Raw genomic sequence first — 17,386 nt, forward strand, 5'->3', positions numbered from 1 at the left:
GAACATCAGAGCCCTTGCGCACCTCGTCGCAGCCAGTCGTGCACGAAGGTGAGCTTGCGCCGTGCCGCCTCCGACAGGGCGAACGGATACAGATCCGCTAGCCCCATGGAGCGGTTGATGTGGTTTACGCCAATGGCAAGCGAGGCCGCGATATGAATCAGCCGCTCGGAATCCGGCTCTGCGTACGGATCCCAGCTGCGGTCGGGCAGATCCGGCGACGAGAGTCCCGCAGCCACGAAGCTGTCGGTGATATCGGTCAGATGCAGCAGATGGGCCACGGTTTCGGCCCAGTCCTCGTGCGGATGTGCCGAGGCATAAGTGGTCAGAAAACGCAGCGACCAGTCCGGTGGCGGCCCGTTTTCGTAATGGCGTTGCAGCGCGGTGGGGTAATCGGCGCGTTCGTCGCCGAACATGTCGCGAAATGCGTCTAGGAAGTCATTGCGCAGGCTCAGCCGCCACCACAGCATATGCGCGATCTCGTGGCGCATATGGCCGATCATGGTGCGATAGCGCTCCTGGAGCGCCTGACTGCGGGTGGCCCGTACCACCGGATCGGCCTCGGTCACGCTGATGGTGACCACACCCTGGGCATGGCCCATGGGCACCGGCGCCGTGTCTTCGGCAAGCATATGGAATACCGGGCGTGTGCCGGGGTCTTCCGGGCGGAACCAGTGCCAGCGCCCGAGATTATCCAGCGCCCAGCGTTTGGCGGCTTCGGTTTCGGCCCAGTTCGCCATTGCGCCGTCGATGGCCGGATCCGGCGCGAGCGCGGTCATGGCACAGGAGCGACAGAAGGCCCCCTGTTCCGGGGCGATCCAGTTGCAGCCGATCACCTCGCGGTTGATACAGAAGGGCGGCATCGGCACGAAGGCCCGTGCCTGCGGGTCGTAGGCGACCGGGGTGCCTTCGGCGGTGGTGAGGTTGTCGAACCAGAGTGAACCGGAACCGACCGGGTTGGTGAATACGCGCATGCAGCGAAAGCTCCGAAAGCCACGGTGGAAAATCCTGGGACACGTTCGGCTGTTACCGGTTGCAGGTCAACCGCCGCGTATCCAGTGAGCGAGCGCGGGGGCCGGCGTAGCGCCGCAGCAAACGAAAAAGCCCGACCTGCGATGCAGGCCGGGCTCAATACGGCAAGCGTCGTCGATCAGCTGTTCTGGAGCAGCTGCCGACGCAGGTCCAGCTTGCTGAACTTGCCGGTCGAGGTGCGCGGAATCTCGTCCACGAAAACATAGTTTTCCGGGACCATCCACTTTTCCATGCGTTCGCGCAGGAAGTTGGCCAGATCCTCGGACGACAGCTCGCGGCCTTCGCGCAGCACGACCGCCGCCAGCGGGCGTTCGCCCCATTTCTCGTCGGGCTGGGCAACGACCGCGGCCTCGGCCACGTCTTCATGCCCCATGATGGCGTTTTCCAGCTGCACCGAGGATATCCACTCGCCGCCGGACTTGATCACGTCCTTGGTGCGGTCGGTGATGTTGATATAGCCGTCTTCGTCGATGGTGGCGATATCGCCGGTACGCAGCCAGCCATCGGGGGTGAACTTGTCTTCGCTGTTTTCCAGTCGATAGTAGCTGCCCGTGATCCAGGGGCCGCGCACCTGAATCTCGCCCATTTCCTTGCCGTTCCAGGGCAGCGGTTGGCCTTCATCGCCCACGATGCGGGTATCCACGAACGGTACCGGCGCACCCGCGGTGGCACGGATCGCGTACTGCTCGTCTTCCGAGCGCTTCTGCACCTTGGGTTTCAGGCGTGCCGCAGAGGCCAGGGGCGAGGTTTCGGTCATGCCCCAGGCCTGGATCACGGTCAGCCCGTACTTGTCGAAGCGCCGGATCATGGCTTCCGGCACCGCCGAGCCGCCGACCGTCATGCGCATTTCCGGATGCAGCTTCCAGCGGTTCGGTTCGGCATCCAGGGCGTTGATAATGCCCATCCAGATGGTCGGCACGCCGGCGGTCACGTTCACCTGTTCGGATTCATACACATTGAGCAGGCTTTCTGCGTCCATATGCGGGCCCGGGAAGACCTGCTTGGCGCCGGTCAGCGTCGATACATAGGGCAGGCCCCAGGCGTTGACGTGGAACATCGGCACCACCGGCAGAATCACGTCGTTGTACGACAGGTTCAGCGTGTCCGGGGTGGCCGATGCCATGGCGTGCAACACGCTCGATCGATGCGAATAGACCACGCCCTTGGGCTTGCCGGTGGTGCCCGAGGTGTAGCACATGCCGCAGGCGTCGTATTCGCTCTTTTCCGGATACTCGAATTCGCCCTGGGCCGAGGCCAGGAAGTCGTCGTAGCCGATCATGCCGTCCGGTACCGGCTTGCCGGCCAGCGGTACGACGATGATCTTTTCGAAATTCACCTGGTCGGCGAACTTCTCGTAGAGCGGCAGCAGCACGTCGTCGATGATCAGGATGCGGTCTTCGGCGTGGTTGACGATCCAGGCCACGTCGTCCGGCGGCAGGCGCAGATTGAGCGTATGCAGTACCGCGCCGGTGATCGGGATACCGAAATAGGCTTCCAGATGCGCGTAGGTGTTCCACGAAAAGGTCGCCACGCGATCGCCGTTCTTGATGCCGGACTCGATCAGCGCCTGGGCGAGCTGCTTGGCGCGCTTGACCATGTCGGCATAGGTGTAGCGGTGCAGGCTCTTGTCCGGCTGGTGGGTGACGATTTCGACATCGCCGAACTGCGTGCCCGCGCGCTCGAGAATATCGTCGAGCAGCAGCGGACGGTCCATCATCGTGGATTGCATGGGATCTCCTCTAACAAAGGTTGGCGCCGGTATACGGCGTTGTTCTACTTGCCTCTACGAGCATCGCATTGGCGCGGTCGCAGCGTCCATCTTCGTTGGCCTATACCGATATTCCGAAACGCCAGTCTGGAAATGCCCGCGGTGGCAGGGCGGCGTGCGAGCCCGCGTGAAACGGGGTTTTGATCGGCCGTCGGCGGAACACGGCGACCCGTTCAGCTGCCATACGTTCTCAAGCGTACGCTCGGAGCATGTCGATTGTCTGCGCAATGCGTAACGCTCGATTCGGAATGAAGAAAGGGTATGGCAATGAATAAACGTCTGTTGTCCGTATTGGTTTCCGCCGCGCTCGCGATCGGCCATGCCGGCGGCGTAATGGCCGGCGATCTGACCGTCGATGAGGTGCAGGCCGAGCTGGATGCCGCCACGCCGGAACAGCCGGCCGATTTTTCCGGTCATGATTTGCGCTACCTCGATCTGTCCGGCATGGATCTGTCGGGCGCCAACCTGGCGGGTGCGAATCTAAGCGAGGCTCGGCTGGAAAATACGTGCCTCGAAGGCGCCAGCCTGATCGGTACCAACCTCGACCATGCCTGGTTGGCCGGTGCGGATCTTTCCAATGCCAATGTGTCGGGAGCGACGCTCAGGCAGACGCAGCTGAGTGGCGCGCGGCTAGCGGCGGCGGATTTCACTCAGGCCGATCTGAGCGACGCAACGTTCGCCGACGCGACGATGGCCGATGCCGATTTCACCGGCGCGCTGATACAGGGCACGGATTTCGCCGGCGCCGAACGCAGCGGTACGCGCGGCTTGAACGTGCCAGAGAGTGATGTTTCGTCGACCGGCTGAACAACTGGCACGGCCTTGGCATGTAGCGGCAAACCCCATGTCGAACCACGCAATCGATGAATCTCAACAGCGGCGATCTGGAACGGCTGCGCGTTTTCTTCGCCATCGTTCAGGCCAACGGCATTGCCAACGCGCAGGGCGTGCTCAACAAGGATGCATCGACCATCAGTCGAGCGCTCACCCAGCTCGAAGAACGTCTGCAGCTGCGCCTGTGTGAACGAGGGCGGCAAGGTTTTGCGCTTACGCCCGAGGGCCGGGCAGTACATACCCGGGCGCGGGAACTGTTCATGTCGCTCCGCGGCTTCGAACAGACCGTCGAAAGCGTGCGCGGCATTGGCGGTGGCACGCTGCGCCTGGCGATCATCGACAACATAGTCGCCGATAACCAGTGCCCGCTAGTGGCCACGCTACGCGATTTCATGCAGCCGCAGGCCGGTCGCGATATCGACTACAGCCTGCACGTACTCACGCCCCAGGCTATGGAGAAGCAGCTTCTCGACAAGCGCATCGATCTGGCGCTGGGCGTATTCGAGTCACCGCATGACCTGCTCGAATACACGCCGCTCTACAGCGAAACCGATTATCTCTATGCGGCGGCGCGGCACCCCGCCTGCGCAGTCGGCGACGATGCACCTGCGCGCGCCGAGGTGCTGGCGACCGCGCGCTTTGCCTCACGCAGTTTTCTGGACGATGCCGAGCGCGCATTGCTCGGCCTCGATATCCGTACCCGAGTCAGCCACGCGAGCAACCTGGAAGCGCTGCTGGCGCTGATCCTGTCCGGCCAGTACGTCGGCTTCATGCCGACCCACTATGCCCAGCCGTGGGTCGAAAGCGGCGCATTGTGCCGCATCGATCCGGCCCGTTATGCGCGCCGCTCGACCCTCAAGGCCGCGATCCATCGCGACAGCACTTCGCGTGCCGTCGTCACCGAATTTCTGGCCCTTCTATGCGAACGCGGGGCCGATACACGTGAACCTGCGGAATGCGTCATGTAAGCCGCTGGGCGTGCGCGCTAACGTGAAACGCACCCTCGAAAACCGGACTGAATCCATGCGCCGTTTCATCGTGCTGGGCGTGCTTCTCGCCATCTTCTGTCAGCCGAGCGTGGCTCGCGCCGAGCCCACCTACCGCGTGGCATGGACGATCTATGCCGGTTCCGTGCCGCTGGTTTATGCCGAGCAGACCGGTCTGCTCGATCGCTGGGCGGATCGCTACGACATCCATATCGAAACCGTCCAGATCAACGACTACATCGAAGCGGTCACCCAGTTTTCGCTGGGCCAGTTCGATGCCGTGATCTGCATGTCGCTGGATGCGCTTACCATCCCGGCGGCCTCCGGTATGGATACGACGGTGATCGCGCCGTTGAGCACCTCGGCCGGCAGCGACGGGCTGATCATGCGCGGCGACGATCCGCAGCTGACCGATCTTAAAGGCCAGCAGATCAATCTCGTGGCCTTGTCCGGTTCGCACTATCTGCTGGCACGCGCGCTGGACTCGGTCGGCCTCGCCGAGCCGGACGTGACCGTCATCAACACCTCGGACGCCGATATCGGCGCAGTCATGGAAGATGCCTCGGCCCAGGCCGTGGTGACATGGAAACCCCAGCTCACCACCATTCTCGATCAGTACGACGATACCCATCTGGTGTACGACTCGTCGGATATCTACGGCGAGATCGTCGACGTGGTGATCGCGCCGACCGACAAGCTGGCCGAACACCCCGATTTTGCGCGCGCGCTGGCCGGCGCCTGGTTTGAAGCCACGGCCGCGCTGGATTCGGCACACCCCGAACACGAGCGCTTGCTGGCGGTCGCCGCGGATACGCTGAGTACCGATATCGAAAGCGTCCAGAGCCAGCTCGCCACCATCGATTTCTTCAGCCCGGACGAGGCCATCGAGCTGATCCAAAGCGAGGATTTCGACGCCACGCAGCGGCGTATCGCCGAGTTCGCGTTCAAGCACGGTCTGCTCGGCGACGGGCTGCCGAGCGCCGATTTCATCGGCATCGAAAACGGGCACGGCGATATCATCGGCAATGCCGACAACGTGCGCCTGCGTTTTCCCAGTGAATGGCTCGACGAGGCGGCCAAACAGAGCGCGCCGTGAGTCGGCCGTTGCCGAGGCTGGCCGGCGCCTGCCCCTATGCCTGGCCGGTGGGCGGCGACTGGCGCGCCGCGGATACCGCGCTGCTGGTCATCGACATGCAGCGTGATTTTCTCGACCCGGACGGCTATTTCGCCGCGCTGGGCGAGAACGCAGGTGAGCTGCGCGATGCGGTGGCGCCCGCCGCGCAGATATTGATGCTGGCCCGTGAGCTGGGCATGCGCGTGATCCATACCCGGGAAGGGCATCGCCCCGACCTGGCCGATCTCAACGAAACCAAGCGTGCCCGGGCCCAGGCCATGGGCGCGCCGATCGGCAGCGCGGGCCCGTTAGGGCGGCTGCTGGTACGCGGCGAGCCGGGCTGGGACTCGGTTGCCGAAATGGCGCCGGTCGCCGACGAGATCGTGGTCGATAAATGCGGCAACGGCGCCTTTCATGCCACCGACCTCGACCAGATCCTGCGCGCCAACGGTATCCGCAACCTCTGGTTGCTCGGCGTGACCACCGATGTCTGTGTCTCTTCGACCATGCGCGAGGCCAACGATCGCGGCTATGACGTGCTGCTGATCTCGGACGCCTGTCGTGCGGCCACGCCCGCGTTGCACGAAGCCACACTCGCGGGTATCGAGCGCGAAGGCGGCGTGTTCGGCGCGCATATATCGAGCAGCGCGCTGGTGAAAGCCGTGCGCTAGCCGCGCGCGGCAAACACGTCGCGGTATAGTGCTGCGCAATAATCCAGCAAGAGATTGCGTATGCGTTACTGGGAGGACTTCGAGGTCGGCGAGACCGAACGCTACGGCGCCTATGAGGTGACCGAAGCCGAGATCATCGAATTCGCCAAGGCCTACGATCCGCTGCCGTTTCATACCGACCCCGAAGCGGCCAAGGACAGCCCCTACGGCGCGCTGACCGCGCCCGGACTTCTGACCTGTTCGATCTTCATGCGCCTGCTGGTGGATCACCTGTTGCTGGACGCGGCCTCGCTGGGCTCGCCCGGCGTGGACCAGGTGCGCTGGCTCAAACCGGTCTATGCCGGCGATACGCTGTCGGTACGCCAGCAAGCGCTATCCAAGCGCGTGCTGGAAAGCCGCCCGGAGATGGGGCTGGTGAAAAACCGCTTCGAAGTGCTCAACCAGCATGACGAGGTGGTCTGCGATATCGCCTCGAACGGTTTGTTCGCACGGCGCGAAGCCGAGGACGCGTCGGCATGATTCATTACGAAGATCTGGATGTAGGCGATACGGTGGAACTGGGCCCGACCAGCGCCAGCGCGGATGAGATGATCGCGTTTGCCAAACGCTATGACCCGCAGCCGTTTCATTTGAGCGACGAGGGCGCGGCGAAGACCTATTTCGGGCGCCTGGCGGCTTCCGGCTGGCATACCGCGGCACTGACCATGCGGCTGATGATGACCGGCCGCAACGAGCCGCTGGCCAGCCTCGGCTCGCCCGGCTTCGAAAACCTGCGCTGGCGCAAGCCGGTCTACCCGGACGACCAGCTCACCGCGCAGGTCACGGTGGCCAGCAAGCGCCTGTCCGAATCACGGCCCGAAATGGGGCTGGTGCAGTTCGAAGTCGAAACCCGTAATCAGGACGATGTGGTGGTGATGAGCTTCTTGTCGACCTCGATGCTGGCGCGACGCGAACCCGGCTGATTCGTATCAGCCGGCGGGCCGCGCCGTGCCTCAGGTGCGGTGCGGCTCGCCGAGATACTCGCTCGAACTCATTTCGTGCAGGCGGCTCGCCGTGCGTTCGAACTCGAATTCCAGCCGCGTGCCCTGATACAGGTCGTCCGGCTCGGCCGCGGCGGTACAGAACAGGTTCACACGGCGGTCGTAGAACTCGTCCACGGCATTGATGAAGCGTCGTGCGGCGTTGTTTTCGTTGTCGTCGAATACGGGCACGTTCGAAACCATGATGGTCGAGTATTCGCGTGCCATCTCGATATAGTCGTTGGCCGAGCGATTGCCGCGGCACAGATCCTCGAAATCGAACCAGACCGCGCTGTCGGCGCGACGCAATACCGGAATCTTGCGGCCCAGGATCTTCACGTTGCCGCCTTCGACATCGCGGCCGGTGGCCAGGCGTTCGAAATGGCTGGCCAGCACCGCGTCGGCTTCGTCGCCGCTGGGCGTCTGGTAGGTCGCGGCTTCGTCGATACGATCCAGCCGATAATCGGTGCCGTCTTCGAGATGCATGACCGTGCAGTACTTTTTGATGCGCTCGATCGCCGGCTTGAAGCGCTCGCGCTGCAGCCCGTCCTTGTACAGATCGTCCGGGTCCACGTTGGACGTGGTGACCAGCGTCACGCCGCGCTCGAACAGCTCTTCGGTCAGGCGGGCGAGGATCATGGCATCGGCCACGTCCGAGACGAAAAACTCGTCGAAGCACAGCACGCGGTCGCTCGCCCATTCCTTGGCGATGAGCTTGAGCGGGTCGGACTTGTTCGCGTAGTTCTTTCGCGCCTCGTGCACCTTCTGCATGAAGCGATGAAAATGCAGCCGCGATTTTTCCTCGAAGGGCAGGTTCTCGAAGAAGCAGTCCATCAGATAGGTCTTGCCGCGACCGACGCCGCCCCATAGGTAGAGGCCCTTGACCGGTTCCCGCTTGTCCTTGCCGAACAGGCGTTTGCTGGTGGGGTTGTCGAGCAGCGCCTCGTGGATCGATTGCAGCGCGTCGACCGCCTTTTCCTGTTCGGGATCGCGGATGAAATCCTCGCGCTCGAGATCGGCGTCGTAGCGCGCGCGCGGGCCGGCGGCGCGGTCGGCCGTAAAACCAGTATCAGCCATGCAACATCTCGTGCTTTAAAACCGGTTTATTATACGCTTCTCGCCATGGCTGCTATCGACGCGCTCGACGACGACACCGCCCGGGTCATCGAATCCTTTATCGACGGGCTCTGGGCCGAACGCGGGCTCTCCGATGCCACCCTGGGCGCCTACCGCAACGACCTGGCCCATTTCGCCAAGTGGCTGGATCGACGCACACCGCTGGTGAAGGCGCAGCGCGGCGATCTACAAAGTTATCTGGCCGCGCGCAACACGCCGGGCTCAAGCCCCCGCAGCGCAGCACGGCTGTTGTCGAGTCTGCGCCAGTTCTATCGTTACCAGCTGCGCGCGAACGCGATCGACGAAGACCCCACCGCGCTCATCGATATGCCCACCCAGGGCCGACGCCTGCCCAAAACACTCACCGAAGCCGATGTGGAGGCGTTGCTCCGAGCGCCGGATATCGATAGCGATATCGGCCTGCGCGACCGCGCCATGCTGGAGCTCATGTATGCCGCAGGCCTGCGGGTTTCGGAGCTCGTAGGCGCCACCCGCGCCCAGGTGAACACGCGTCAGGGCGTGATCCGCGTGACCGGCAAGGGCGGGCGCGAGCGGCTGGTGCCGCTGGGCCTGGCGGCGGTCGAATGGCTGGAGCAGTACATGCGCGAAGCCCGCGGCATTCTGCTGGGCGCGAAACAAAGCGATGCGCTGTTCGTGACCGGGCGGGGCGGTGGCATGACGCGCCAGAACGTCTGGCACCGGATTCGCGGCTATGCCGAGCAGGCCGGGGTACGCCGCGACATATCGCCGCATGCGCTACGCCATGCCTTTGCCACGCATCTGCTCAACCACGGGGCGGATCTGAGGGCCGTGCAGATGCTGCTGGGCCATGCCGATCTGTCCACCACCCAGATCTATACCCATGTGGCACGCGCTCGATTGCAGGCGCTGCACGCCGAACACCATCCGCGAGGCTGATTGATGGCACGCAATATCGAAATCAAGGCTGCGGTGACGGACCCAACGTCGCTACGACAGCGCGTCGCCGCGCTCGCCGATGACGGGCCCTGGCTGATCGAGCAGCACGATATCTTTTTTAACTGTGCACACGGCCGGCTCAAGCTGCGCTGCTTCGACAACGGCGAGGGGGAGCTGATCTTCTATCGCCGTGTGGATACGGCGGGGCCGAAAGCAAGCGAATACGAGCGCAGTCCGGTGGCCGACCCGAACAGCCTGCGGCGCGTGCTGGAACGGGCGAACGGCCTGCGCGGCGAAGTCATCAAGACCCGCACGCTTTATCGGGTCGGGCGCACGCGCATTCATCTCGACCATGTCGCCGGGCTGGGCGACTACATGGAGCTGGAGGTAGTGCTCGCGCCGGAAGAGGCGAGCGAGATCGGCGAGGCCGAAGCCCGCGAGCTCATGCAGCAGCTTAAAATCGAGCCGAACGCGCTGGTCGACTGCGCCTATATCGACCTCATCGAGGCCGGCGAGCGCGCCACCGGCGGATAACTAGCGCTCCAGCAGCTTGAGCTTGTCCGGCTTGTCGGCCCATTCGTCGGCGTCGGCCGGGGCGTCCTTGATCTCGGTGATCACCGGCCACTTGGCGGCCAGCTCGGCGTTGAGCTCAAGGAAATGCGCCTGATCGGCGGGCAGATCGTCTTCCGACAGAATCGCCTCGACCGGGCACTCGGGCTCGCAAAGCGTGCAATCGATGCACTCTTCCGGGTCGATGGCCAGGAAGTTCGGGCCTTCGTGGAAACAGTCGACCGGGCAGACTTCCACGCAGTCGGTGTACTTGCACTTGATGCAGTTCTCGGTGACAACGAACGTCATCGTGGATCGAGCCTCGTAACAAAAACCTCAGATACCCGACAGTTTATCAGCTGTCCGTGCTGTGCGAGCGCCCGCTGACCAACGCGGGAGATCGCGTCCGGATATTGCAGCCGATCACGCCACGTGGCGCCTTGATCTGGGTCACCCGCGCGCAGCCTCAGGCAGAGCCGTCTTGTACGCGCGCCACGCGATCGAGGTTCATTTCGCGCCAGTCGTCGGCGCCGAGGCTGTCGGTGTGCAGCTCGAAGCGCCCACGGGCGCGATCGGCGAAATAATGCGACAGGGCGCGATGAATGGTCGGAAACGCCAGCTGCGACCACTCGATTTCGTCCTCGCGCTGCAGGGTCACGATCTGGCTTTCCTGGCCAGGCGCGTAGTGGCTGCCGGACAGCTGCGCCCGATAGAAGATATGCACCTGACCGATATGGGTGACGTCGATCATGGCGAACAGCTCGGCGTCGCGCACCTCGGCCTGGGCTTCTTCGCGGGTTTCGCGGGCCGCGCCCTCGTAAATGGTCTCGCCGAGCTCCAGAAAACCGGCCGGCAGCGTCCAGAAGCCCAGGCGCGGCTCGATCGCGCGGCGGCACATGAGGATCTTGTCTTCGTGCTCGACGATACAGCCGACCACGTTGCGCGGGTTGTCGTAGAAGATCTCGCCGGTCGCGGTGCAGATATTGCGCTTGCGGTCGTCGCCTGGCGGAATCTTGAATTCGGTCGGCGCGCCGCAGTTGGGGCAGTACGTCATGGGCTTGGGCATCGGGCAAGATTAGCAGACAACGAGGGGTAATCCGTGCGCTGCTATTCTGCGATTCGGCACGAACCATGCAACGGCTGAGAACATGAATCCGTCGATCAACGAAAAACACCCGGCCATGAGTGCGACCGACGTCGCTGCCCACGACGAAGCGCTACGGGCACAGGTACGCGCCGCCGGCACGCTGCTGGGCGACGTGCTGCGATCGCAGGCACGCGAGGGCGTGTTCGATACCGTGGAAACGCTGCGGCGCGGCTATATCGCGCTGCGCGAGCACGACGACGCGCAAAAGCGCGCCGAGCTGCAGGCGCTGGTGGCCGGGCTGCCGGCCGAAACCATGACCGAGGTCACCCGCGCCTTCGCGATCTATTTCAACCTGGCCAATCTGCTCGAAGAACTGCATGCGCACCGTACCCGGCGCGCGCTGGCGGCCGAGGGCAACCCGCAGTGGATCGGTTCGTTCAACCGCAGCTTCACCGACCTGGCCGCGGAGGGGGTGAGCCTGGAACAGGCGCTCGCGCGCCTCGAGCGGCTGTCGTTCATGCCGGTGTTCACTGCCCATCCCACCGAAGCCAAGCCGCGCGCCGTGCTGGATGCCCTGCGCCGGCTGTTCGAATGGTTTCGCGAGCTGGCCTTCGATACCCCCGACGCGCGTCGTCATGCCGAAATCGAAGAGCATATCCGCCAGAACATTCAGGTGCTCTGGAAGACCGAGGAGCTGCGCGGCTCGCGCCCGACCGTGGCCGACGAGATTCGCAACGGCCTCTATTATTTCCGGGCGTCGCTGTTCTCCAGCGTGCCGGTGATCTATCGCAACCTGGAACGCGCGCTGTTCAACGCCTACGGCGAACGCGTCGAGCCGCCGACAGTGCTGGATTTCGGCTCCTGGATCGGCGGCGATCGCGACGGCAATCCCTATGTCACCGCGCGCGAAACCCGCTACGCGCTGCGCATGCAGGCCCGCGAGGTGCTCTCCGAATACCTGCGCCGGATCGATCATCTGGCCAGCCGGCTGTCGTTTTCGGCGCGCTGGTGCGCGCCCAGCGATACGTTCTGGCAAAGCCTGGCCGACGACGAACAACGCATTGCCGCACATACCGGCGTACGCGCGGAACGTTTCGCGGCCGAACCCTATCGGCGCAAGCTCTATCTGATGCGCCAGCGTATTTCGGCCATGGTCGATCAGCTGCAGACCGAGCTGCGCCTGCGCGCCGAACGCAGCGAGCGCAGTCCGCTGGCCTACGACAGCGCAGCGGCGCTGGTCGACGAGCTGCGCATCATGCGCGAATCGCTGGCCGGTCACGGCGACCAGGCCATCGCAGACGACGAGATAAAAGACCTGCAGCGGCTGGTGCAGACCTTCGGCTTTCATCTGGCCCGGCTCGATCTGCGTGAGGAATCCACCCGGCATACCCAGTGTATTCACGAGCTGTTTGCCGCGCTGGATATCTGCGCGGACTACGAATCGCTCGACGACGGCGCGCGTACCGAGCTGCTCGCCGCCCAGCTCGCCGTCGACGAGGTGGCCGAAGTGGCCCGGGTCGATGTCTCGGCGGACGTCGGCCATACGCTCGAAAGCCTGGCGGTGGTGCGTGAATTCACCCGCACGCTGGGCGTCGATGCCTTCGGCAGCTACGTGATCTCGATGACGCACAATGTCTCGGACATGCTGGCGCTGCTCTGGCTCATGCGTGCCACGGGGGTTTATGAGCCGGGCGCCGGCACGCCGCCGCTGGCGATCGCGCCGCTGTTTGAAACGGTGGCCGATCTGGAACATATCGAGCCGGTGCTGGACGGCCTGCTGGGCCAGCCGGCCTACCGCGCCTTCCTGGAGGCCCAGGCCCACGACGGCACGCGCCGTCAGGAAGTCATGCTGGGCTATTCCGACTCCTGCAAGGATGGCGGCATCATGGCGTCGCGCTGGCAGCTCTACAAAGCCCAGCAGCTGGCGGTGGCCGTGTGCGACAAGCACGACGTCGACAGCCTGCTGTTTCACGGTCGTGGCGGCACCGTCGGCCGTGGCGGCGGGCCCACCCATCAGGCCATCGTGTCGCAGCCGCCGGGCACGGTGCGCTCGCGTATCAAGTTCACCGAGCAGGGCGAAATGATCTTCGCCAAGTACAGCAACCCGGAAACCGCGGTCCACGAGCTCACCCTTGGTATCACCGGCACGCTCAAGGCCAGCGGGTTTGCTACCGACGATACCGATCACTCGCGTATCGCCGCGTCGCTGTCGGATACCGGCGAAGCGTTCTATCGGCGCCTGACCGAGGATACCGACGGCTTCTTCGATTATTTCTATGCCGCCACGCCTACCGCAGAAATCGGCGCGTTGAACATCGGCTCGCGCCCCGGTCATCGCAAGGCGGTCCGCGGCAAATCCTCGATTCGCGCCATTTCCTGGGTGTTTGCCTGGGCACAGTCACGCCATACCCTGCCGGGCTGGCTTGGCGTGGGCACGGCCCTGGCCGAGGCCGGTATCGACAACGACGAGCTGGTGGCGCTCTATCGCGACTGGGCGTATTTCCGCACCATCATCGACAGCGTGCAGATGTCGCTGGCCAAGGCCGACATGCCCATCGCGGCCACCTATGCCGAGCTTGTGCCCGAGCAGGCCGCGATATTCGAGGCCATCCGCAGCGAATACGATCGTGCCGTCGAGCGTATACTCGCAATCACCGGCGAGGCCGAGCTGCTGGACGACGATACGGTGCTCAAACGTTCGCTGGACCGGCGCCGGCCCTATCTCGACCCGCTCAACCATATTCAGATCACCGCGCTCACGCGTTATCGTGAAGGCGGCGATCGCGTATGGCTCGACCCCGTGTTGCGTTCGATCAACGCGATCGCGGCCGGTATGCGCAATACTGGCTGATGCTTTTTCGCGTGATCGATAGTGAGAATCAAACCATGAACGGCCGATTTTTTCCTGCCTTGCGGCTTGTCTCGTATCTGGCTGTGTGCCTGTGCCTGTTTGCGTCGCACGCCTTTGCCCAGAACCAAAACCCGAACGCCGGTGACCAGGCGAGCGCCGACGATACGCCGCCCCAGCGCCCGGTCTATCTGGATATCGTGCCGGTGGCCGATGCGCGCTACTCCATGCTGCCCGAAGAGCTGGTCACCTCGCTGGCCCGCGAGGCTCTGTCCGATGCACGCCAGGCCACGATTCGCATGGCCGGCGAGGACCTGCCTGCCGGCGTGCGCGTGCTGCGCATCATGTATATCGTGCATCAGCAGGAAGACGACACCGGCGTGACCGCGGCCGTGGCCGCATCGACCGAGCTGCTGCGTACGGCCAACGAAGGCGACGGCGGCCCGCAGACGTTTTCCATCTACAACGGCTTGCAACAGACGCTGGTCCAGGGGCCGGACGTGACGCGTGCCCGCGAAAAGCTGCGCGAGGCGTTCAAGCAGGAGTTGCAGACACGAATCGCCTCTGCCTTTCAGAACGCAGAGGCGCTCAAGTAGCGGCGCGTTCGAGGCCGGCGCTTAGCCTTGTCGCTGCGCGCTGTTATCCTTGGCGTTATTGTTTTTTGACGTTCCAAGGAAACCGTCATGGCCGAAAACGAAATGCCCGAGATCCAGGTCGATGCCGACAGTCTCTATCGCGAAGAGTCTTTCACAGATCTTAAAGTCGGCAGCATCCGCCGCCTGGTGCCCGTGACCAAGGAAGGCGACGACGACAGCTCGCGCGAAACCCGCTACGAAGGCTCGGCCAGCCTGATGACGCCGGCCGGCAGCCTGCCGCTGTCGTTCGAACTCGAAGCCGACACGCTGGCGGGCGCGATCGATCAGTTCCCGGATGCGGTCAACGCCGCGGCCGAACGCGCGATCGAGGAACTCAAGGAAATGCAGCGCCAGCAAAGCCAGCAGATCCAGGTGCCGGGCCAGGGCGGCTACGGCGGTGGCCAGGGCGGCTTTGGTGGCGGCCAGCAGGGCGGCGGCGGTCGTATCCAGTTCTAGTCGCGATCGCGAACGCCTAGTAGTGCGGCGGCGTTTCGTCCAGGTTCGGGACGTCGCCGCCTTCGGACTCTGCCAGCGCGCCCATACGCGATTCGAGCTGTTCGTATCGCGCGTTAAGACGATCGATTTCGCGGCTCTGGGCATAGACCAGATCGCTGAGCTGTTCGATGGTGGCGTCCTGATAGGCGATACGCATTTCCAGCGTTTCGATGCTCGATGCGCTCATGCCAGCCCCGCGGGATCGAGGCCCAGGTCGCCCGCCAGGCGATCGCGCAGCGTGGCGATCATGGTCGGGCTGTAGTCGCTGGATTCATCGAGATTCCCCCATACCGGGCGCGGCCAGCAGGGGTCGTTCTGGTGGCGGGCAATGATGTGGATATGCATCTGGGCAACCTGATTGCCCAGGGTCGCCACGTTGAGCTTGTCGGCCTCGAATTCGCCGGCCACGAAGCGTGACAGGGCGCGCACCTGGGCGCTGACGCGCGCGTGTTCGTCGTCATCGAGCTGGTGCCAGTCGATGGCGGCGGTATCCACGACCAGTATCAGCCAGCCGACGGCGGCGTTGCGGTGGAGTAGAACGCTCGCCCGCTCAAGGCTGCCCAGTACATGGCAGTCGGTCAGCAGTTGTTCGTCGATGTGCATTCGGTCGGGCTCTGGGTACAAAACGATCGGCGCTATCCGCGCCGCGCGCTTCATTGTATAAGATCGACAGGGTACGGCCGGCCAGGGGCGGCCGGTAGATTTCAATCGGGGGAACGATGGACGCAATCAGGGGCTGGATCGACGTGATTCAGGGTGGGGGCTGGTCAGGCCTGTTGATGGCCGGCTTTGCGGTCGTGGTGGTGATGTTTATTTTCGCCTTCATTTCGAACCGGTATTTCTGGATCGTGCTGGCGCTGGTTGCCGCGGGCTTTGGCGCCTACTACATGCTTTATCTTCGCTAGCGCGGTAGCGCGCCGTTGCGGTTTGTGCTTAATTATTAGCGTTCGCCAAATCGGTCTCCTGTCTCTTACTTGAAGATCTGGTCGTTACGTCTTCCCGCGTTCGTGCGCCGTCGCCGCCCGGTCACGCTGGTGCTCTGGGGTTACGCCTTCTACGTGGCCTGCGGCTTTGCCCTGTTATGCATGCCGTTCGCGCACGAACGTACCGGCCTGTCCTGGCTCGACCATCTGTTCACGGCGACCTCGGCCGTATCCACGACCGGGCTGGTGTCCATCAGTCCGTCGGGCAGCTACAGCTTTTTCGGCGAGCTGACCATTCTCGGGCTGATCCAGCTCGGCGGTATCGGCTACATGACGCTGGGCTCGTTCGTGATCCTGGCATTGCGCCAACGCCTGGACGCCATGCATCAAGGCGTGGCTCGCAGCGCGTTCGTATTGCCGCGCGATATGAACGTAGGCGCCTTCATCCGGGCGGTGGTGCTGTTCACGCTGGCGATCGAATGCATCGGTGCGGTGCTGTTGACCGCGCTGTTCGCGCAGGCAGGTACGCCCGATCCGGTCTGGAACGGGGTCTTTCACGCGGTGTCGGCGTTTTGTACTGCGGGCTTCAGCCTGTTCGATACCAGCCTTGAAGACTATCGCGCGAACGCTGGCATCGTCATTGTGGTCGCCAGCCTGAGTTATCTGGGTGCAATCGGCTTCATCGTCATGAGCGACTGGTGGCGCTGGATCACGCGGCGGCGTGGTCCGTCGCTGACCTCGGGCATCATCCTGCGCGTGACGTTCTGGCTGGCGCTGATCGGTACCGTGTCGATCGCAATCACCGACGCCCATCTGGCCGAAATGCCGTGGGATGAGCGGGTGCTGGCGGCGTTCTTCCAGGTGATGACGGCGATGACCACGGTCGGCTTCGATACGGTGCCGATCGCGAACCTGGGCTCGGCATCGATCCTGCTGCTTCTGGTCGCCATGGTCATGGGCGCCTCACCGTCCGGCACGGGCGGCGGTATCAAGTCGACCACGGTGGCGATCTTCTACGGCGCGGTACGCGGCGCGCTGGCCGGGCGCGACTCGATCCGGCTGCTGGGCGAGACGATCAGCCGTCGGCGCATTCATATGGCGGTGGCAGCGGCGGGCTTCTATATCGGCGCGCTCGTTGTCGGCATGGCCGCGCTCATGCTGGTCGAGGATCAGGACTTTCTGATGCTCATGTTCGAATCGGCCTCGGCGATCGGTACCGTCGGTCTAAGCCTGGGCGCCACGGCCGAACTCAGCGTCGCCGGCAAATGGGTCGTGATCGCCATGATGTTCATCGGCCGCCTGGGGCCGATTACCGTCGGCGTGGCCCTGTTCCCGAGAGCCGAGGAAAAGGATTCCCCGGCGCGCGGCGGCGCCGACCTGGCGGTCTGAACGGG

At 63.9% G+C, this 17,386-nt stretch carries 20 protein-coding genes; 13 read left to right on the forward strand and 7 right to left on the reverse strand.

Annotation, left to right across the window (positions count from 1 at the left end):
• Positions 1-5 precede the first annotated feature (5 nt).
• Both C84B14_RS07135 and C84B14_RS07140 read right to left on the reverse strand, forming a co-directional pair.
• On the reverse strand, positions 6-971 hold the full coding sequence (locus C84B14_RS07135; protein WP_353222917.1) for a zinc-binding metallopeptidase family protein: 966 nt from the start codon (positions 969-971) through the stop codon (positions 6-8).
• 176 nt (positions 972-1,147) lie between these two features.
• Positions 1,148-2,758: a long-chain fatty acid--CoA ligase gene (locus tag C84B14_RS07140; RefSeq protein ID WP_348764894.1), complete on the reverse strand. Its 1,611-nt coding sequence runs from the start codon at positions 2,756-2,758 to the stop codon at positions 1,148-1,150.
• Between the two features lie 372 nt (positions 2,759-3,130).
• On the opposite strand from C84B14_RS07140, the gene C84B14_RS07145 reads away from it, so the two are divergent.
• From C84B14_RS07145 to C84B14_RS07170, 6 genes are read left to right on the forward strand one after another with little or no spacing between them, the layout of a single operon-like run.
• On the forward strand, positions 3,131-3,604 hold the full coding sequence (locus tag C84B14_RS07145; RefSeq protein WP_353222919.1) for a pentapeptide repeat-containing protein: 474 nt from the start codon (positions 3,131-3,133) through the stop codon (positions 3,602-3,604).
• A gap of 56 nt (positions 3,605-3,660) precedes the next feature.
• The gene (locus C84B14_RS07150) at positions 3,661-4,599 is read left to right on the forward strand and encodes a LysR family transcriptional regulator (RefSeq protein ID WP_353222921.1); all 939 of its coding nucleotides are present in this window, start codon (positions 3,661-3,663) and stop codon (positions 4,597-4,599) included.
• 55 nt (positions 4,600-4,654) lie between these two features.
• Positions 4,655-5,713, forward strand: coding sequence for a putative urea ABC transporter substrate-binding protein (locus C84B14_RS07155; RefSeq protein ID WP_353222923.1), 1,059 nt, complete (start codon positions 4,655-4,657; stop codon positions 5,711-5,713).
• Positions 5,710-6,402, forward strand: a complete 693-nt coding sequence (locus C84B14_RS07160) for a cysteine hydrolase family protein (protein WP_353222925.1) — start codon at positions 5,710-5,712, stop codon at positions 6,400-6,402. The genes C84B14_RS07155 and C84B14_RS07160 overlap by 4 nt, the downstream gene beginning before the upstream one ends.
• Before the next feature lie 60 nt (positions 6,403-6,462).
• On the forward strand, positions 6,463-6,921 hold the full coding sequence (locus C84B14_RS07165) for a MaoC family dehydratase (protein WP_353222927.1): 459 nt from the start codon (positions 6,463-6,465) through the stop codon (positions 6,919-6,921).
• A complete protein-coding gene (locus C84B14_RS07170; protein ID WP_353222929.1) occupies positions 6,918-7,364 on the forward strand; it encodes a MaoC family dehydratase in 447 nt (148 codons plus the stop codon). The genes C84B14_RS07165 and C84B14_RS07170 overlap by 4 nt, the downstream gene beginning before the upstream one ends.
• 30 nt (positions 7,365-7,394) lie before the next feature.
• On the opposite strand, the gene zapE is transcribed toward C84B14_RS07170, so the two are convergent.
• A complete protein-coding gene (gene zapE / locus C84B14_RS07175; protein ID WP_353222931.1) occupies positions 7,395-8,498 on the reverse strand; it encodes a cell division protein ZapE in 1,104 nt (367 codons plus the stop codon).
• 45 nt (positions 8,499-8,543) lie between these two features.
• Here zapE and xerD point away from each other — a divergent pair, with 45 nt between their 5' ends.
• Positions 8,544-9,455: a site-specific tyrosine recombinase XerD gene (gene xerD / locus C84B14_RS07180; RefSeq protein WP_353222933.1), complete on the forward strand. Its 912-nt coding sequence runs from the start codon at positions 8,544-8,546 to the stop codon at positions 9,453-9,455.
• 3 nt (positions 9,456-9,458) lie between these two features.
• Positions 9,459-9,989, forward strand: coding sequence for a class IV adenylate cyclase (locus tag C84B14_RS07185; RefSeq protein ID WP_353222935.1), 531 nt, complete (start codon positions 9,459-9,461; stop codon positions 9,987-9,989).
• On the opposite strand, the gene fdxA is transcribed toward C84B14_RS07185, so the two are convergent.
• A complete protein-coding gene (gene fdxA, locus C84B14_RS07190) occupies positions 9,990-10,313 on the reverse strand; it encodes a ferredoxin FdxA (RefSeq protein ID WP_293624302.1) in 324 nt (107 codons plus the stop codon). It abuts the gene before it with no gap.
• 157 nt (positions 10,314-10,470) lie between these two features.
• Positions 10,471-11,058, reverse strand: a complete 588-nt coding sequence (locus tag C84B14_RS07195; protein ID WP_353222937.1) for an NUDIX hydrolase — start codon at positions 11,056-11,058, stop codon at positions 10,471-10,473.
• A gap of 94 nt (positions 11,059-11,152) precedes the next feature.
• Between C84B14_RS07195 and ppc the strand changes: the two genes are divergently transcribed.
• The 3 genes from ppc to C84B14_RS07210 all read left to right on the forward strand — a co-directional run bounded on the left by ppc (position 11,153) and on the right by C84B14_RS07210 (position 15,030).
• On the forward strand, positions 11,153-13,942 hold the full coding sequence (ppc, locus tag C84B14_RS07200) for a phosphoenolpyruvate carboxylase (protein WP_353222939.1): 2,790 nt from the start codon (positions 11,153-11,155) through the stop codon (positions 13,940-13,942).
• A 35-nt stretch (positions 13,943-13,977) separates the two neighbouring features.
• Positions 13,978-14,535 (forward strand): hypothetical protein, encoded by a 558-nt coding sequence (locus tag C84B14_RS07205; RefSeq protein WP_348764905.1) that lies wholly within the window; start codon positions 13,978-13,980, stop codon positions 14,533-14,535.
• A gap of 87 nt (positions 14,536-14,622) precedes the next feature.
• Positions 14,623-15,030: a hypothetical protein gene (locus tag C84B14_RS07210; RefSeq protein ID WP_348764906.1), complete on the forward strand. Its 408-nt coding sequence runs from the start codon at positions 14,623-14,625 to the stop codon at positions 15,028-15,030.
• Positions 15,031-15,046: 16 nt separating this feature from the next.
• On the opposite strand, the gene C84B14_RS07215 is transcribed toward C84B14_RS07210, so the two are convergent.
• Together C84B14_RS07215 and C84B14_RS07220 are read right to left on the reverse strand one after the other, a co-directional pair.
• On the reverse strand, positions 15,047-15,256 hold the full coding sequence (locus C84B14_RS07215; protein ID WP_348764907.1) for a SlyX family protein: 210 nt from the start codon (positions 15,254-15,256) through the stop codon (positions 15,047-15,049).
• Positions 15,253-15,672, reverse strand: a complete 420-nt coding sequence (locus C84B14_RS07220; RefSeq protein ID WP_353222942.1) for an HIT domain-containing protein — start codon at positions 15,670-15,672, stop codon at positions 15,253-15,255. Before C84B14_RS07220 ends, C84B14_RS07215 begins: the two co-directional genes overlap by 4 nt.
• Positions 15,673-15,788: 116 nt before the next feature.
• Between C84B14_RS07220 and C84B14_RS07225 the strand changes: the two genes are divergently transcribed.
• Together C84B14_RS07225 and C84B14_RS07230 are read left to right on the forward strand one after the other, a co-directional pair.
• Positions 15,789-15,974 (forward strand): hypothetical protein, encoded by a 186-nt coding sequence (locus tag C84B14_RS07225; protein ID WP_293624288.1) that lies wholly within the window; start codon positions 15,789-15,791, stop codon positions 15,972-15,974.
• A gap of 102 nt (positions 15,975-16,076) precedes the next feature.
• Positions 16,077-17,381, forward strand: a complete 1,305-nt coding sequence (locus C84B14_RS07230; protein WP_353222944.1) for a TrkH family potassium uptake protein — start codon at positions 16,077-16,079, stop codon at positions 17,379-17,381.
• The last annotated feature ends 5 nt before the right edge of the window (positions 17,382-17,386 follow it).

Source organism: Salinisphaera sp. C84B14 (assembly GCF_040361435.1).
In the GTDB taxonomy this organism is placed as follows: Bacteria; Pseudomonadota; Gammaproteobacteria; order Nevskiales; family Salinisphaeraceae; genus Salinisphaera.

Excerpts from the sequence above, each read along its gene's own strand:
- C84B14_RS07135 (WP_353222917.1), bottom strand. The coding sequence starts at position 971 with ATGCGCGTATTCACCAACCCGGTCGGTTCCGGTTCACTCTGGTTCGAC.
- C84B14_RS07140 (WP_348764894.1), bottom strand. The coding sequence starts at position 2,758 with ATGCAATCCACGATGATGGACCGTCCGCTGCTGCTCGACGATATTCTC.
- C84B14_RS07145 (WP_353222919.1), top strand. The coding sequence starts at position 3,131 with ATGGCCGGCGATCTGACCGTCGATGAGGTGCAGGCCGAGCTGGATGCC.
- C84B14_RS07150 (WP_353222921.1), top strand. The coding sequence starts at position 3,661 with ATGAATCTCAACAGCGGCGATCTGGAACGGCTGCGCGTTTTCTTCGCC.
- C84B14_RS07155 (WP_353222923.1), top strand. The coding sequence starts at position 4,655 with ATGCGCCGTTTCATCGTGCTGGGCGTGCTTCTCGCCATCTTCTGTCAG.
- C84B14_RS07165 (WP_353222927.1), top strand. The coding sequence starts at position 6,463 with ATGCGTTACTGGGAGGACTTCGAGGTCGGCGAGACCGAACGCTACGGC.
- C84B14_RS07170 (WP_353222929.1), top strand. The coding sequence starts at position 6,918 with ATGATTCATTACGAAGATCTGGATGTAGGCGATACGGTGGAACTGGGC.
- zapE (WP_353222931.1), bottom strand. The coding sequence starts at position 8,498 with ATGGCTGATACTGGTTTTACGGCCGACCGCGCCGCCGGCCCGCGCGCG.
- xerD (WP_353222933.1), top strand. The coding sequence starts at position 8,544 with ATGGCTGCTATCGACGCGCTCGACGACGACACCGCCCGGGTCATCGAA.
- C84B14_RS07185 (WP_353222935.1), top strand. The coding sequence starts at position 9,459 with ATGGCACGCAATATCGAAATCAAGGCTGCGGTGACGGACCCAACGTCG.
- fdxA (WP_293624302.1), bottom strand. The coding sequence starts at position 10,313 with ATGACGTTCGTTGTCACCGAGAACTGCATCAAGTGCAAGTACACCGAC.
- C84B14_RS07195 (WP_353222937.1), bottom strand. The coding sequence starts at position 11,058 with ATGACGTACTGCCCCAACTGCGGCGCGCCGACCGAATTCAAGATTCCG.
- ppc (WP_353222939.1), top strand. The coding sequence starts at position 11,153 with ATGAATCCGTCGATCAACGAAAAACACCCGGCCATGAGTGCGACCGAC.
- C84B14_RS07205 (WP_348764905.1), top strand. The coding sequence starts at position 13,978 with ATGAACGGCCGATTTTTTCCTGCCTTGCGGCTTGTCTCGTATCTGGCT.
- C84B14_RS07210 (WP_348764906.1), top strand. The coding sequence starts at position 14,623 with ATGGCCGAAAACGAAATGCCCGAGATCCAGGTCGATGCCGACAGTCTC.
- C84B14_RS07215 (WP_348764907.1), bottom strand. The coding sequence starts at position 15,256 with ATGAGCGCATCGAGCATCGAAACGCTGGAAATGCGTATCGCCTATCAG.
- C84B14_RS07220 (WP_353222942.1), bottom strand. The coding sequence starts at position 15,672 with ATGCACATCGACGAACAACTGCTGACCGACTGCCATGTACTGGGCAGC.
- C84B14_RS07225 (WP_293624288.1), top strand. The coding sequence starts at position 15,789 with ATGGACGCAATCAGGGGCTGGATCGACGTGATTCAGGGTGGGGGCTGG.